Below are 13,023 nucleotides of genomic sequence, written 5' to 3'. Positions count from 1 at the left end.
GGGCTCCTGGAGCGAATACCCTTAGCCTAGCGCTATGGGTTCTTCGTTGGGGCCAGGCGGGCGCCGTGCACGCGCCGGATGATCTGGTAGAGGTCGTCCTCGCGGAAACGGAACTCGGTTTCCGTATCCACGCGATGCACCATCACCAGGCCGCGCTTCGGATACACGGCGAGCATGTGCACGCCCACGCCGGTGTGGAAGAACGAGGGGCGTGGTTCGTCGGCGCCCGGCACCAACACGTCCCACAGCATGCCGTAGGCCAGGCCGTATTCTTCGTTGACGATGGATCGAGCTTGCGTGCTGCGATCGATCCAATCGGCCGGCACGATCTGTTTTCCCTTCCACTGGCCATGCTGCAGGTAAAGCTGTCCGTACAGGGCCAGATCGTGCGCCGACATCCGGAAATGATAGGCCGGGAAGTCCGAGCGTTCGCGCTCGTACTGGTAGTAGCCGTCGGCATCCGGGTCGACGGGTTTTTCGCCCATGGGTGCGACCACGACGCGACCGTGGTAGTCGAGCATGCCGAGCGGCTTGGCGATGCGCTCCTCGAAGGCATCGTAGATGCGCTCGCCGGTACGGCGTTCGTACACGCGCCCGGCGACGTTGAAATCCCAGTTGTTGTAGTAATAGAACTCGCCGGGGGCGTGGCTGCCACGCGCCGGACGCCCGCGTTCCATGCTTTCGGCCTCGGCGGCGGCACGGTGGTAAACGCCGGAGCGCGACTGCAGCAACTGTTCCAGTGTGGCGGTCTTCTCGCCGGGCGTCAGCGAAGGTTCGATGTCGTCGATGCCGAGCTCGGCCAGGTCGTCGCCGAGATCGAGCTTGCCCTCGGCCTCGGCGATGCCATACAGCGAATTGAGCAGCGCCTTGCGCATCGAATGCAGCAGCCGCTTCTTGCGGATGTCGCCCCATTCGAAGAACACCTTGCCTTCGTGCAACAACAGCAGACTGTCCGAACCGGACTTTTCGAGAAAGCCGCGAAGTTCGTCGAGCTTCTCCGCCGAGTACCCGGCCTGGGCCGGCGTGATGCGGTCGAAAGCATCCTTCGGCTGGCAGTTCGCCGGGCCGCTGGCCAGGCAGGCGAAGACGAACATCAGCATCAGGCGAGGGCGCATCAGTCTTCCCGGGCGGCCGGAGCGGTTAGGCGCAGCATAGCGGCTGGAGGCATCGATCGGCGGGCGGCCGTGAAGGCAGCGGCCTTCCCGATTGGCCGGTCTTGCCCGGAACGCGCGTACAGTGCAGCAATTGGACGACCACGAAGGCCGTCCCGTCTGTCCTGCAAGTTTCCGGTGATGCCATGAAACGAACAACGATCCTGCTTGGTGCCGGCCTGTGTTTCGTATTCGCCGCTCCGATGTTCGCCTCGCCCGAATCCGCGCCCGTCGCCTCGCGGCCCGCGTTGGCCAAGGAATGCCAGTGGAAACCGTTCGAGGACGCGGGCCTTGGCGTGAGTCTGCTGGTGCAGGATTGTCCCCAGCCGAACGCGCACTACGTGTTTTCGGCGAAAGGAAACCGTCTCGAACAGCACCGGCCGGCCGACGACAACACCTTTGGCGGTCCGCTCGTGCTGGAAATGTTCCGCAAGAAGAAGGGCGAGACCATCGAGCAGGCGATCGCAACCCGGTTCATCGCCAAACTGCCGGCGGAAGCGAAGGCGAGTTGCAAGGTCGAGGCGCTCGCACGCCCCGGTTTCGGCAAGGACCGGCTCGCCTTCACGCTGGTGCCGACCGGCGCCTACAAGGCGAAGATCGACAAGGAACTGAGCGAGGAGCCGCGCGATTTCGGTTGCGGCGCTTACGGCAAGGATCAGGCAACCACCTATTTCGAGTACCACCCCGCCGAGTCCAAGACGCGCTTCGCCTTCGTCGTCTATGGAATGGACGAACCACTGTTCGACGAACAGTCGCTGAAGTTCGCCGCCGACTGAGTCCGCGTCGGCTGACTACGCATTCAACTCGGTGGCGCGATCGCCACCGATTCGATCCGGATCTCGATCTCGTCGCCGATCAGTTGCGGCGCGGCGGCCAGACCGAAGGTCTTGCGGCTGATCGCGCCACGGGCGGAAATGCCGATCGCGGCACGGCCCGTCACCGGGTCCTTGCCCTGCTTGTTGATCGTGACGTCGAACGCCGCCGGCGCCTGCCGACCGGCGAAATCGAGCACGCCTTCCACGCGCAGGTGCGGCTTGCCGTCGACAGGTTCGAGCACCGTGACCGCCGTCGAGCGGAAGCTGGCGACCGGGTTCGCCGCGGCGTTCACCCAGAACTTGCCGCGCACGATGTCTTCGCGCTCGGCCAGGTCGGAGCGCAGGTTGCCCATCGACACCTGCGCTTCGACCGAACTGTTCGCGAGGTTCCCGGCGTCGAAACGGATCTGGCCCGTCGGCGCGACGAAGCTGCCCATCGTCCTGGCGAAGCCGAAGCGGTCGACCGACCAGCTCACATGCGTGTGCTCGCTGTCGATTTCGTAAGAAACCGCTCCCGCTGCCGGCACGGTCATGCCGCTGGAAGCAACGAACAGTGCGCCGGCGGCCAGCGCCACGAACGGGATCACATCAGCATCCCGGTGGCGAGAAGAGATGGGCGTAGGGAGGCCGCCATCCGACGACCGGCGGTTTGCGGACGTAGGTGATTTCCATCATCTTGAATTCCTTTCCGTCCGGCCCCGGGCCGTACATCTCGAAGACTTCCGTGTTCGCGTCGGTCCAGCGCGTGGTCATGCGCGCGCTGACCTTGCCTTTCGTCACCGGGTCATTCCAGGAACCGACGAAGGAGCAACTGCCTTTGTCGTCGCAGCTGCCTTCGCTGACCATCAGCCCGGTACTCATGCTGTCGTTCCAGGTGGCCCAGTGCTTGCCGCTGACGTTGTCGTAGCCGTGCATGCCATAGCCATCGAACGGTTGCCCCATCATGGCGGACTTCACTTCTTCGACCATCACGCGTCCGTCGAGGATCATGCGGCGCGTCGCCGTGCCGGGCTCGACCATCGGCTCCGTACCGGGCGCCTGCCAGCTCTTGATGCTCAGGTTGTATTCGCCGGCTGCCTTGGCCAGCGTGGCATGCTCGGCGCCGGGTGCGCCGGCCTTCGCGTAGGCTTCCATCATGGCCTGCTGCTCGGGCGTCATCGCGGGCGCGGCGTCCTGCGCGAAAGCGGGCAGGGCCAGGGCGAGTGCCAGTGCGAACGGGATCGACTTGAATGCGTGCGTACGGATCATGTCTGCCTCCAGGTGGAAGGAAAGTAGATCGACTGCCCGGCGAGTATAGACCCGCGCCGGGGCCAGGGTCTGCGCGCGCCGGAGTGGCCCTCGGCAAGCCGCTTCGGCTGTGTTTTCATTCGGGTTGCCCAACCAGGATCGCGGCACGACCGATGGCATCGAAACAGACGACGGACAAGTACCGCGAGACCGCGCTCAAGCGCGCCGCAAAGCGCAAACCTTCGGCGACGACGTTGGTCATGCTCGGCACCGGCATGCCGCGGCCCGATCCGGCCTGTTTCGGGCCAGCGACGGCGGTCGTGTACGACGGCCGTGTGTTCCTGTTCGATGCCGGCGCCGGCGTGATGCGCCGCATGGCCGCAGCGGGTTTGTCCATCCGCGGGCCCGAGGCCGCGTTCATCACCCACTTGCACAGCGACCACACGCTCGGCTTGCCGGACCTGATCCTGACGACCTGGGTGATGGGGCGTCGCGACAAGCTGCAGGCTTACGGTCCGCTCGGCTTGAAGAAGATGGTCAAGCACATCCTCGCTGCCTGGGACGAGGATATCCATGTGCGCATCGAAGGCCTGGAGCGGCAGACGAAGTCCGGCTACAAGGTGGACGTGCACGAGTTCGACGCCGGCGTCGTCTACGACAAGGACGGCGTGCGCATCACCGCGATCCCAGTGGATCACGGTTGCTGGAAGCAGGCGTACGGGTTCCGCATCGATACGCCGGACCGGTCCATCGTGATCTCCGGCGATACGCGGCCGACGCCGGGCATCGTCGAAGCCAGTCGCGGTGTCGACATCCTCGTGCACGAGGTCTATCCGCAGTCGCAGGTGCTGCCGGAACTGCGCATCGGCGGCGAGGTCTGGCCGAGTTACATGCGCGAGTTCCACACCTCGGACCTCGAGCTGGGCGTCGTAGCGGCGCTGGCGAAACCGAAACTGCTGGTGCTGCACCATATCGTTCGCCACGGGGCCGAAGACGCCGAGCTGCTGGCCGGGATCCGCGCGGGTGGTTTCAAGGGGCCGGTGGCGGTGGCACAGGATCTGGATCGATTCTGAGGCGTGTCTAAACCGATTCGACGACGCTGGCATCCAAGAGGCGATGCGTTGGCAAGGGGAAGAGCATGAGCGGGGATCGGGATCAAGCGACGGGGGAGCGACCGCGGTTCGGCTGGCGCGAGAAGGTCGATTTCATGATCGCCATTTGTGCGCTGGTGACATCGATCGCTTCGATCTACCTGACGATCAGCCAGGGCGACGACATGCAACGCCTGGTGCAGGCGCAGTCCTGGCCTTTTCTCGGCATGAGCACGGGCAACACCAGCAAGAACGAAATCACCGGGCTGCACGAGCCGGTGATCACGCTGGAGCTGGAGAATCTCGGCGTCGGCCCGGCCAAGATCCAGACCCTCGAGCTTTCGTACGATGGCAAGCCGGTGACCAGCAGTTACGAACTGCTGCGCACCTGCTGCATGGATGCGACCGATGGCGAGCGTGTGCCGGGCACCGAGCAATCGCCCATCCTGACGTCGCCGGTCGTGAATCGCGTGCTGCGCGCCGGGCAGACGACTACGCTGTTCCGCTGGGCGCGGCCGACGGAGGATGACCGGGCCTGGAATCGCCTCAACAAGGCGCGTTTCGTGCTCAAGCACAAGATCTGCTATTGCTCGGTCTTCGACGAGTGCTGGACGAGCGATCTGGAAACCACCAACGCGACGCCGGTGGCGGCTTGCCCGGCCGTGGACAAGCAGTACCGGGAGTAGCGAGGAGCAAGGAACGAGTGGGGACGTCCGGTTGCGGGCGCTTGTTGCGTGATGACAACCGCCCTTCCTCGTTGCACCATGCCGCCATGGCCACCTTGCCCTCCCGCTCCGCCATCGTCACCGCGCTCGGCTGGGTCGCGATCCTGGTCTGCGGGCTCGCCGCACCGATCAGTCTGATCGCGGGCCTGATGGTCTTGGCCGGGCAGGGCACGCAGAACGCGAATTTCTTCGAAGGGCTGCTGGTCATCGGCGGGCCGCCTTTCACGCTGGTCGCGGCCATCTGCTTCCTGCGTCGCCATCGTTGGGCTTGGGCTTATTTCCTGCTGCTGAGCCTGTTCGGCCTGGGCTACAACGTGCTTCGCATCCTGCGCGGCCCGACGCCGGAAACCACGTACATCGACGCCAATGGCGTGAAGACGACGGTGCTCGCTTCCGGTATCGGCATGGCCGTCCCGTTCTCGGTGCTGTTCGCTGGCTTGCTGATCTTCCTGTTGTTGCCCCGCGTGCGCCGCGAGTTCCTGACCGCGACGCCGACAGCGGTCGCACCGCCCGCGGTGCCTGCCGACCGACCGCTGCGCTGGCGCGTCGGCCACCAGGGGCGCGACGGCATGTATTACGAAGAAGAAGCCGGCAGCGAATGGCGACGCATTCCCATCGACGGCGAACTCTTGACGGGGCGCGCGCATCACGCGGTTTATCTGGCGTCGCCCGAGCAGTGGCGCGAGTATCCGGAATGGGCGCGCGATCGCCGCGACGAGATCGTCGCGCGGATACGTAGCCAATTTCGCGAGCCCGACTACGATTATGGCGATGCCGGTTACTCGCCCGCACCCGCGATCGCACCGGTCGCTGCGCCGATGTCGGCGATGCCGCCGCCCGCGCACCGGCAGTCCATGCGAACCTTGTGGGCGATCGTCATCGGTTTCGCGGTCGCTTCCGTCGCCCTGCTGGCCTTCGCCTGGCACGGCGTGGATACCGGCGTCACCACCTGGCCCAGCAAGATGACGTCGCAACAGCACGACGTGAGCCGATTGGCCGATCCCGCGCAGTTCTGGATGTCCATCGCCGTGTATGCGGGCCTGGGCCTGTTGCTGGCATTCGGTTCGGCCTGGCTGATGCGTCAGGGGCTGCGCGAAGCGCGCAAGACGCGCTAGCCGCAGCTTCGGTCGGTGTGGGCTTTCTGGCTTGGGCCCGGCTTTGGTAGATTGCGCTTTCGGCGTCCCCCCGCGCCCGGGAGTTCAAATGAAGGCCCCTGTTTTCGCCCTTGTCGCCCTGATGCTGGCGGCATGCCAGCCCCAGCCTGCCGCGCCTGCCGCGGAACCCGCTGCCGCGATGCCCGAACCGGTGGCGGAAGCCGCGCACGACGCGCCGCCGGCCGATGAAGTGTTCGCCGCGTCCTTCGATTGCGCCAAGGCGACGAGCGAAATCGAAAAGCTGGTCTGCGCCGATCCGGAGCTGGCCGCGCTCGACAAGCGTCTGGCTGATGTCTATCAGAAAGAACTGGACCGGCCCGATACGGTGAAGCCGGCGATGGCCGCGAGCCAACGCGGCTGGAGCAAGGGCCGCGACGACTGCTGGAAAGCCGGCGACACGCGTCGGTGTACGCTGGAATCCTATTGGACGCGCCTGGCCGAGCTTCAGGTCAACAGCCCGGATACCGCAGCGCCGACCCCGGTGAATTTCGATTGCGACAATGATGGCCAGGCGGTGAGCGCGATGTTCTATGCGCAGTTCGAGCCGCTGACGATGCAACTGCAGGTAGGAAAGGACCGGGCGTTCCTGTTCGCCGAACCATCCGGCAGCGGCAGCAAGTACGGCCGTGACGGCGCCGAGTTCTGGGAGCACCAGGGCGAGGCGAGCATCGATTTCTACGGCAACAAGCTCAAGTGCAAGCCGGCCGGCAATCCGGATTGAGTTCCGCGAACCCGCAGGACGGGCGGCGTTCGCGCCTGGCCGCCAGCGCGGTCGTTTCGCGTAACTGCTGGCGTAACCAAGGCATTCCATCCGCATGACCCCGAATCCCGCTTATGTCCAGGCGCTGCGCGAGAGCGTAAGAAGCGCGCCGTATCCGAACCTGATTGGCATGACGATCGCGTCGCTCGAGTTCGATCGTTGCCGCATCGACCTCGAACTCGGCGAAAAACACCTGCAACCTTTCGGCATCGTTCATGGCGGCGTGCTCGCGACCCTCATCGACACCGCAACCTTCTGGGCCGGTTTCATGCGACTGCCGGAAGATGCTGGGCTGGTGAACGTCGACCTCAAGCTCAACTACCTCAAGGCCGTCGTCGGTGGCCGCCTGCGTGTGGAAGGCGAATGCCTGCGTGCGGGGCGTCAGATCAGCTATACGACGGCGAGCGTGTACGACGCGGCCGGCGAGCTGGTCGCGCACGGCACATCGACCCTGATGGCGCTGCCTGGCAAGGGCCTCAAGCTGGGCGTGCCCAAGTTCCTGTAAGTCCGCGTCCGTCGCGCTCCGTCCTGGCTCTGGACAGGATCTGACCGGCCGGACCGCCGATCCGTGAGCCGTTTCGCACTTCCTGAAAGGTCGGAGGTGGGGTGGCGGGCCTGTGCGAAAATCCAGCGGCCTTGCGCTGCCCTGGATTCTCCGGGCAGGGGCGAACAAGAACACTCCAGGGAAAAGCAATGAAATTCCGTGTTATCGCCTGTATGGCGCTGCTCTGCGTCAGCTCGACCGTGTCCGCCAAGAAGTACGTGCTGCCCGCCCCGGTAGCGCAGGAGCTGCCGGTGGAAGTCACGCTGTCGCAGCAGGAAATCGCCATCGACACCCCCGACAACAGCGCCGTCGCCGGACAGTTCGGCCTGATCGGCGCGCTGGTCGGCGCGGCGATCAGCAATTCACAGGCGAAGACCGCCGAAGAACGCGCGGGCCAGATCCGCAACCTGCTGATCGACTACCGCTTCAACGAGGACTTCGAACGCGCCATTCGCGCCAAGATCGCTTCGGACGGCATTTCGCCTTCACCGCAACTGGTATTGCGCGACACCGTGTGGGATGCGTACTCGGCCAATACGCAGGCCGGCCTGAAGCAGTCGGAAGCGGCGGGCAAGGAACCGCCGACGGGTACGCTGATGGCGATCACGCCGCGCTACGCCCTGTCCTACACCTTGCAGGAAATGTACGTCTCGGCCTTCGTGAGCATCCTGCAGCGAACGAAGAAGCCGAACGGCAAGTACAAGGACAAGTGGATGTGGTCGCGCAGCTACCGCTTCACGATTCCGCTCAACCCAAGCTATGGCCTGAAGCCGGAAACGAACATCGGCCGTTGGCAGGCGATCGGCGGTCCCGAGATGCAGCGCATGCTGAAGATCGGCGTCGAACAGGTCACCGACATGATCGTCTACGACTTCTCGGCCGAAGGCCGCGCCGAAGCCGAACGCAAGGTCGACAAGAAGGAAGCCGGCGAGTTCAAGGGCAACAAGACCTTCGGTCGCCAAGTCCGCACCAGCGACGAATGGTATTGGCTGCGCGCCGGCAAGGGTTACATGATGACGCTGTCGGGTCGGATGCCGCTGGAACTCGACGGTCCGGCGACGGCCAAGCCCGCTGCGTCCGTGGGCGCCGAAGCGAGCGCCACGGCGATGCCGTCCGGCGATGCGGCAACCGCGCCCGCGAACCCGGCTGCCGTTTCCGCCGATGCGACCGTCGAGCACGCGAGCGCCGGTACGGACGTTGACGCCGCGCCGGCCAACGAAGCAGCGGCCACGCCAACGCCTGCTGACGCAGACGGCCAGTGATGCGCGCACTGTTTCTTGCGCTGGCAGCTACGGTTTGCCTCGCCGGTTGCCAATCGCCGCCGGTGAAGGTCCTCAAGGTCGACAACGCTCATTTGCGCGAACCGGGACGCGTGCCGCCGGCGAATGCCTGCGGCTATCGCCTGAAGTCGGTGGTGGATGGGCGTGCGCAGTCCGACGCCGGCGGACTCGGGCTCAAGCAGTTGAAGATCGACGATGCGATCGGGCTCGTGCGGGATACGCTGCTGGAAGCCGGCATGTTGCCGGCCGATGCGCAGAGCAACGGGCGTGAAGTGACGGTCGTGCTGCGACAGCTCTACCTGTCCTGGAACCGCATGACCAAAGTTCCCGTGGTCGTGTACACCGTGCAGGTGCCGGGTCAGGAGGATTTCCTGATTCGCGCGCAGCCGGCGACGATCAACTGGGCTGCGACCGACGACGAGACCTATCGTTCGATTTCCCGTGCCTTGCACGGCGCCAACGCCCAGCTATTGGACCGGCTCGCGGCGACCTGCCGTCCCTGAACACGCCGCTCTACTGCTGATGGCCTGCCGCTGGCGAGCGGGTGGGGCGTCCTGCACAATGCGGGCAGCCGCTGCCCCGAGGGCACGCGGCTGTCTTTTTCCTATCTTCATTCCGCTGGTGAGTCCATGAACCAACCCGTCATTCCCGATGTCGCCCTCGTCGACAACACCGAACAACGCACGCCGCTTGTTCTCGTGCTCGATTGCTCCGGCAGCATGTCGGGCGAACCGATCGACCAGCTCAACCAGGGCTTGCGCCTGCTCGAGCAGGAGCTCAAGTCCGATGCGATCGCTTCCAAACGCGTGCGCCTGCTGCTGGTGAAGTTCGGTGGCATGGATACGGCGGAAGTGGCAGGCGACTGGACCGACGCGATGGATTTCAGCGCGCAAACGCTCGAGTCCACCGGCACCACGCCGACCGGCCAGGCTGTGGATCTGGCGCTGGCGAAGATCGAAGAAGAGAAGCAGGGCTTCAAGTCGGCCGGCGTGGCCTATACGCGCCCGTGGTTGTTCCTGATGTCGGACGGCCAGCCCACGGACGATTGGCAGGGGGCGGCGGACCGTTGCCGCCAGGCCGAACAGGCCAACAAGGTCGCCGTGTTCCCGATCGCGGTCGGCAGCGGCGCCAATCCCGATGTGCTCGGTCAGTTCAGCAGCAAGGGCGCGGCGGCAGTAAAGCGCCTCGACGGCCTGAAGTTCCAGGAGCTGTTCCTGTGGCTGAGCGCCAGCATGAAAGTGGTCTCGCAGTCGCGACCGGGCGGCCAGGCGCAGTTGCCGTCGGCCGACAGCTGGTCCTCCGCACCGACCTGACCATGGCCTGGAGAGTTTTTGCGGCGGCCGCGATCGGCAAGTCGCATATCGACGGCGGCATTCCCTGCCAGGATGCGTTCGCGCAGGGCGTCGTCGGCGATACGCTGATCGCTGTCGTCTGCGACGGCGCCGGCTCGCAGGCCTTCAGTCATCTGGGCGCGCAGGTTGTCTCGGCGGCTGTCGTCGAGGGACTGTCGCAGCGCCTGGCGCAAGGCGAGCCCCTGTGCGCGCTCGACGCGAACGCGTTCGCGAGCCTGGCCGTCGACGTCGTCGCGCGGGCGCGGGCGGCGATCGAAGCACGCGCGTTGGCCGAAAGCCACGAGTTGGGCAACTACGCCTGTACCCTGGTCGGTGCGATCGCCGACGGCGAACGAGGTTTCTTCTTCCATATCGGCGATGGCCAGGCGGTGATGGACGGCCGCGATGCCGCGCAACCGGCGTTGATGTCCTTGCCGGAAAACGGCGAATACGCCAACGAAACCTATTTCGTGACGGGCGAGGCCTGGCGCGAACACCTGCGCGTCACGCCGATCGATCGTGCGCAACGCGCCATCGTGCTGATGTCCGACGGTGCGGCCCCCTTCGTGATGATGAAGGGCAATGCCGGCTTGTACCGGCCCTTCATGGATCCGGTCGAACGCTTCTTGGCCACGGTTAGCGAAGCGGACGGATCGCGCGGATTGGCGGGTACGCTGGAAGATCCGCGCACCTACACGATCACCGGCGACGACAAGACGCTCCTGATCGCGTTGTGGCAGTAGGCAGGGCCGCATCATGAGCCTCGCGGCCGGCAGCATGGTCTGGACCGGCGATGGGCGCCAGCTCAAACTCGACGCGCTGCTCAAGAGCGGCGGCGCCGGCAGCGTCTATCGCCTGCAGGGTTCGGCCGGCGAAGTCGCGAAGATCTACCATGCCCATGTCGATCACGCGCATTACGAGCGCAAGATCGAAGCGATGCTGAAGCTCTCGCCGAGATTGCCCGATCTGAGCGACGGCGGGCGCAGCTACGTGCAGATCGCCTGGCCGGAAGCGACGTTGCGCGACAAGCAGGGCAAGTTCCTCGGCTTCCTGATGCCGGCGGTGGACGTGCGCGCCACCAGCGAACTCGAATGCATCCTGCAGGAACGCCAGGCGCGTTCGCTGAACCTGCCGACCGGCCTCGGCGCCAAGATCACGCTGGCCGCCAACCTGTCGGCGGTGATCGCCGAACTGCATGCGCAGCGCCACTACGTCGTCGACCTGAAGCCGGTCAACCTGCGCTTCTATCCGCAGTCCTTGTACATGGCGATGCTCGACTGCGACGGTTTCAGCATCCAGGGACAGGGCGAGCGTTTCGCTGCGCCGCAGATCACGCCGGACTATCTGGCGCCGGAGTTCCAGATCAAGGCACTGACGCCGGCGGGCGAGGAACAGCAGGACCGTTTCGCGCTGGCCGTCGTCGTGTTCCAGTTGCTGAACTTCGGTCTGCATCCGTACTCCGGCCGCCCGATGTCCGATGCCCTCGCGACCGATATTCCGGGGCGTATCCGCCAGCGTGCCTATGCCTACGGCCTGCGGGCCAATGCCTACCAGCAGCCGAACCTGTCGAGCGGCCATCAGGCCATGCCGATGGACCTGCGCACCTTGTTCGATCGTGCTTTCGCCGGGGCCGATGCCGGCAGGCCGGCGGCGTCCGAGTGGCGATCCCTGCTCACCAGCTATGCGCAGCGCACGAATCAGCGGCTGATCCTTTGCAAGCGGGATGCCGAACATCAGCACTATGCCGGTCAGACTTGCGCGGCTTGCGAGCGCGCCGCGCTATTGGCGAAGGCGAAGGCGGCGCCTCGGCCGAGACCGACTGCGACACGAATGCCTCCGCTGCGGACGAGACCGAACCCCTTCGCGCGTCCGCCGACGCGAACGCCTGCGAACAGGCCAGTGCCGACGACAATGCGCGGGCCGCTGCCGCCACTGCGTCCCTATCCGACGCCCTCAGCGCAGCCGCAGGGATTGCTCGCCGCGCTGGGCGCATGGCTATTCGCACTGGCCATGAGGAACGCGCCCTGGGTGATCGTGCTCGCCGCGTTTCTCCTCTTTCAGATGTTGAAGTCCCTGTCCGACGCGACGACAACAAGCACGTACTCGCACCAGGACGATTCAGCGCCAATCGAAGCGCCAGCTTCCGGGTCGTCTGCCGACGATGTGTACGAAGCGCCCGCCCGCTCTTACGAAGCGCCGGCCAGGTCGTACGAAGATTCCGCGCCGCCGCTGGAAACGGCACCGCAGCTCGCTGAAGCGATGAGTTCCAGCGATGACTCCGACCGTCGATCGGGGGACGCCAGCGGACCCAGTCCCATGGAGTTGAGCAGTACCGAAGTCCTTGTGCGCGAAGCCGCTGAAGCGCTGGCGTCGGGCCGCGTGCGCGACTATTCGCGGGCGATGACGGCCATGTACGCGGCCGCCTACCGGCGCTCGAATTCAGTGAATTCCAGCAGCAACGCCTACGATGCGCGCTACCGGGCTTTCATGCGCGACGTCCGCGGTCAGGGGCGGCTCGAACGACGGGCTTTGGTCATGGATTTGCAACGCAGCCTGTCGGCCGATCCGCTGGCCGCCGAACCGGCGTTCAGACTGGGCTGCCTAAGTCTGGTCGACGGCGGCCGCCTGGGTGCGAAGGAATCCTTCCTGCGCGCGATCTGGGCCGACCCCAATCACGGCGCGGCCTGGCATGCGTATGGCGCCATCGCCCAGAACGATGCGGTCGCCATCGGTGCATTGGCCAATGCGCGTCTGGTTTCGCATTCCAGCGATCTCCAGTCCGAGTTTCCCACGGCCTTGCTGGAATCGGCGAATATCAGTCCTCATCGTGTCGAACAACTGTCGCGCGCCGCCTCGCAGCTTCCGCAACAGGGCCAATTCGCCAAAGCGCAGACGACGGCGGAGTTCGACGGTCGGTCGGCCGCCCGGCGTTGACGGCACGGCAC

The 13,023-nt window shown here is 65.5% G+C and carries 14 protein-coding genes; 11 read left to right on the top strand and 3 right to left on the bottom strand.

Annotated elements, in window-relative coordinates; translation table 11 throughout:
• Positions 1–32 precede the first annotated feature (32 nt).
• Positions 33–1,115 (bottom strand): serine hydrolase domain-containing protein, encoded by a 1,083-nt coding sequence (locus tag QM707_RS05535; protein WP_415000862.1) that lies wholly within the window; start codon positions 1,113–1,115, stop codon positions 33–35.
• A gap of 182 nt (positions 1,116–1,297) precedes the next feature.
• Here QM707_RS05535 and QM707_RS05530 point away from each other — a divergent pair, with 182 nt between their 5' ends.
• Positions 1,298–1,927 carry a hypothetical protein gene (locus QM707_RS05530; RefSeq protein ID WP_415000861.1) on the top strand — a complete coding sequence of 210 codons (630 nt, stop codon included), beginning with the start codon at positions 1,298–1,300 and terminating at the stop codon, positions 1,925–1,927.
• Positions 1,928–1,950: 23 nt separating this feature from the next.
• Here the strand turns inward: QM707_RS05530 and QM707_RS05525 are convergent, their stop codons facing one another.
• A complete protein-coding gene (locus tag QM707_RS05525) occupies positions 1,951–2,553 on the bottom strand; it encodes a YceI family protein (protein ID WP_415000860.1) in 603 nt (200 codons plus the stop codon).
• 1 nt (position 2,554) lies between these two features.
• Positions 2,555–3,214 carry a DUF1579 domain-containing protein gene (locus tag QM707_RS05520; protein WP_415000859.1) on the bottom strand — a complete coding sequence of 220 codons (660 nt, stop codon included), beginning with the start codon at positions 3,212–3,214 and terminating at the stop codon, positions 2,555–2,557.
• Positions 3,215–3,366: 152 nt separating this feature from the next.
• On the opposite strand from QM707_RS05520, the gene QM707_RS05515 reads away from it, so the two are divergent.
• The 10 genes from QM707_RS05515 to QM707_RS05470 all read left to right on the top strand — a co-directional run bounded on the left by QM707_RS05515 (position 3,367) and on the right by QM707_RS05470 (position 13,012).
• The gene (locus QM707_RS05515) at positions 3,367–4,266 is read left to right on the top strand and encodes an MBL fold metallo-hydrolase (RefSeq protein ID WP_415000858.1); all 900 of its coding nucleotides are present in this window, start codon (positions 3,367–3,369) and stop codon (positions 4,264–4,266) included.
• Between the two features lie 134 nt (positions 4,267–4,400).
• On the top strand, positions 4,401–4,970 hold the full coding sequence (locus QM707_RS05510; protein WP_415000857.1) for a hypothetical protein: 570 nt from the start codon (positions 4,401–4,403) through the stop codon (positions 4,968–4,970).
• Positions 4,971–5,056: 86 nt separating this feature from the next.
• On the top strand, positions 5,057–6,124 hold the full coding sequence (locus tag QM707_RS05505; protein ID WP_415000856.1) for a hypothetical protein: 1,068 nt from the start codon (positions 5,057–5,059) through the stop codon (positions 6,122–6,124).
• A gap of 88 nt (positions 6,125–6,212) precedes the next feature.
• Complete coding sequence (locus tag QM707_RS05500; RefSeq protein ID WP_415000855.1) at positions 6,213–6,884, top strand: MliC family protein; 672 nt, start codon at positions 6,213–6,215, stop codon at positions 6,882–6,884.
• A 94-nt stretch (positions 6,885–6,978) separates the two neighbouring features.
• Positions 6,979–7,428 carry a PaaI family thioesterase gene (locus QM707_RS05495; RefSeq protein WP_415000854.1) on the top strand — a complete coding sequence of 150 codons (450 nt, stop codon included), beginning with the start codon at positions 6,979–6,981 and terminating at the stop codon, positions 7,426–7,428.
• Positions 7,429–7,616: 188 nt separating this feature from the next.
• Entirely contained in the window at positions 7,617–8,729 is a 1,113-nt protein-coding gene (locus QM707_RS05490) for a hypothetical protein (protein WP_415000853.1), read from the top strand.
• Positions 8,729–9,250, top strand: a complete 522-nt coding sequence (locus QM707_RS05485; protein WP_415000852.1) for a hypothetical protein — start codon at positions 8,729–8,731, stop codon at positions 9,248–9,250. The genes QM707_RS05490 and QM707_RS05485 overlap by 1 nt, the downstream gene beginning before the upstream one ends.
• Before the next feature lie 126 nt (positions 9,251–9,376).
• Positions 9,377–10,060: a vWA domain-containing protein gene (locus tag QM707_RS05480; RefSeq protein ID WP_415000851.1), complete on the top strand. Its 684-nt coding sequence runs from the start codon at positions 9,377–9,379 to the stop codon at positions 10,058–10,060.
• Between the two features lie 2 nt (positions 10,061–10,062).
• Entirely contained in the window at positions 10,063–10,821 is a 759-nt protein-coding gene (locus QM707_RS05475; protein ID WP_415000850.1) for a PP2C family serine/threonine-protein phosphatase, read from the top strand.
• A 13-nt stretch (positions 10,822–10,834) separates the two neighbouring features.
• On the top strand, positions 10,835–13,012 hold the full coding sequence (locus QM707_RS05470; protein ID WP_415000849.1) for a hypothetical protein: 2,178 nt from the start codon (positions 10,835–10,837) through the stop codon (positions 13,010–13,012).
• Positions 13,013–13,023 lie beyond the last annotated feature (11 nt).

Origin of the sequence: Arenimonas sp. (assembly GCF_047602345.1) — a bacterium.
Lineage (GTDB): Bacteria > Pseudomonadota > Gammaproteobacteria > Xanthomonadales > Xanthomonadaceae > Arenimonas.
The sequence above is the reverse complement of the archived record's forward strand: the minus strand, read 5'-3'. Positions and strand labels throughout refer to the sequence as shown.

What these genes read in the sequence shown, in the direction of transcription:
- QM707_RS05535 (WP_415000862.1), bottom strand. Translation starts at nt 1,115, where the DNA reads ATGCGCCCTCGCCTGATGCTGATGTTCGTCTTCGCCTGCCTGGCCAGC.
- QM707_RS05530 (WP_415000861.1), top strand. Translation starts at nt 1,298, where the DNA reads ATGAAACGAACAACGATCCTGCTTGGTGCCGGCCTGTGTTTCGTATTC.
- QM707_RS05520 (WP_415000859.1), bottom strand. Translation starts at nt 3,214, where the DNA reads ATGATCCGTACGCACGCATTCAAGTCGATCCCGTTCGCACTGGCACTC.
- QM707_RS05515 (WP_415000858.1), top strand. Translation starts at nt 3,367, where the DNA reads ATGGCATCGAAACAGACGACGGACAAGTACCGCGAGACCGCGCTCAAG.
- QM707_RS05510 (WP_415000857.1), top strand. Translation starts at nt 4,401, where the DNA reads ATGATCGCCATTTGTGCGCTGGTGACATCGATCGCTTCGATCTACCTG.
- QM707_RS05505 (WP_415000856.1), top strand. Translation starts at nt 5,057, where the DNA reads ATGGCCACCTTGCCCTCCCGCTCCGCCATCGTCACCGCGCTCGGCTGG.
- QM707_RS05500 (WP_415000855.1), top strand. Translation starts at nt 6,213, where the DNA reads ATGAAGGCCCCTGTTTTCGCCCTTGTCGCCCTGATGCTGGCGGCATGC.
- QM707_RS05495 (WP_415000854.1), top strand. Translation starts at nt 6,979, where the DNA reads ATGACCCCGAATCCCGCTTATGTCCAGGCGCTGCGCGAGAGCGTAAGA.
- QM707_RS05490 (WP_415000853.1), top strand. Translation starts at nt 7,617, where the DNA reads ATGAAATTCCGTGTTATCGCCTGTATGGCGCTGCTCTGCGTCAGCTCG.
- QM707_RS05485 (WP_415000852.1), top strand. Translation starts at nt 8,729, where the DNA reads ATGCGCGCACTGTTTCTTGCGCTGGCAGCTACGGTTTGCCTCGCCGGT.
- QM707_RS05480 (WP_415000851.1), top strand. Translation starts at nt 9,377, where the DNA reads ATGAACCAACCCGTCATTCCCGATGTCGCCCTCGTCGACAACACCGAA.
- QM707_RS05475 (WP_415000850.1), top strand. Translation starts at nt 10,063, where the DNA reads ATGGCCTGGAGAGTTTTTGCGGCGGCCGCGATCGGCAAGTCGCATATC.
- QM707_RS05470 (WP_415000849.1), top strand. Translation starts at nt 10,835, where the DNA reads ATGAGCCTCGCGGCCGGCAGCATGGTCTGGACCGGCGATGGGCGCCAG.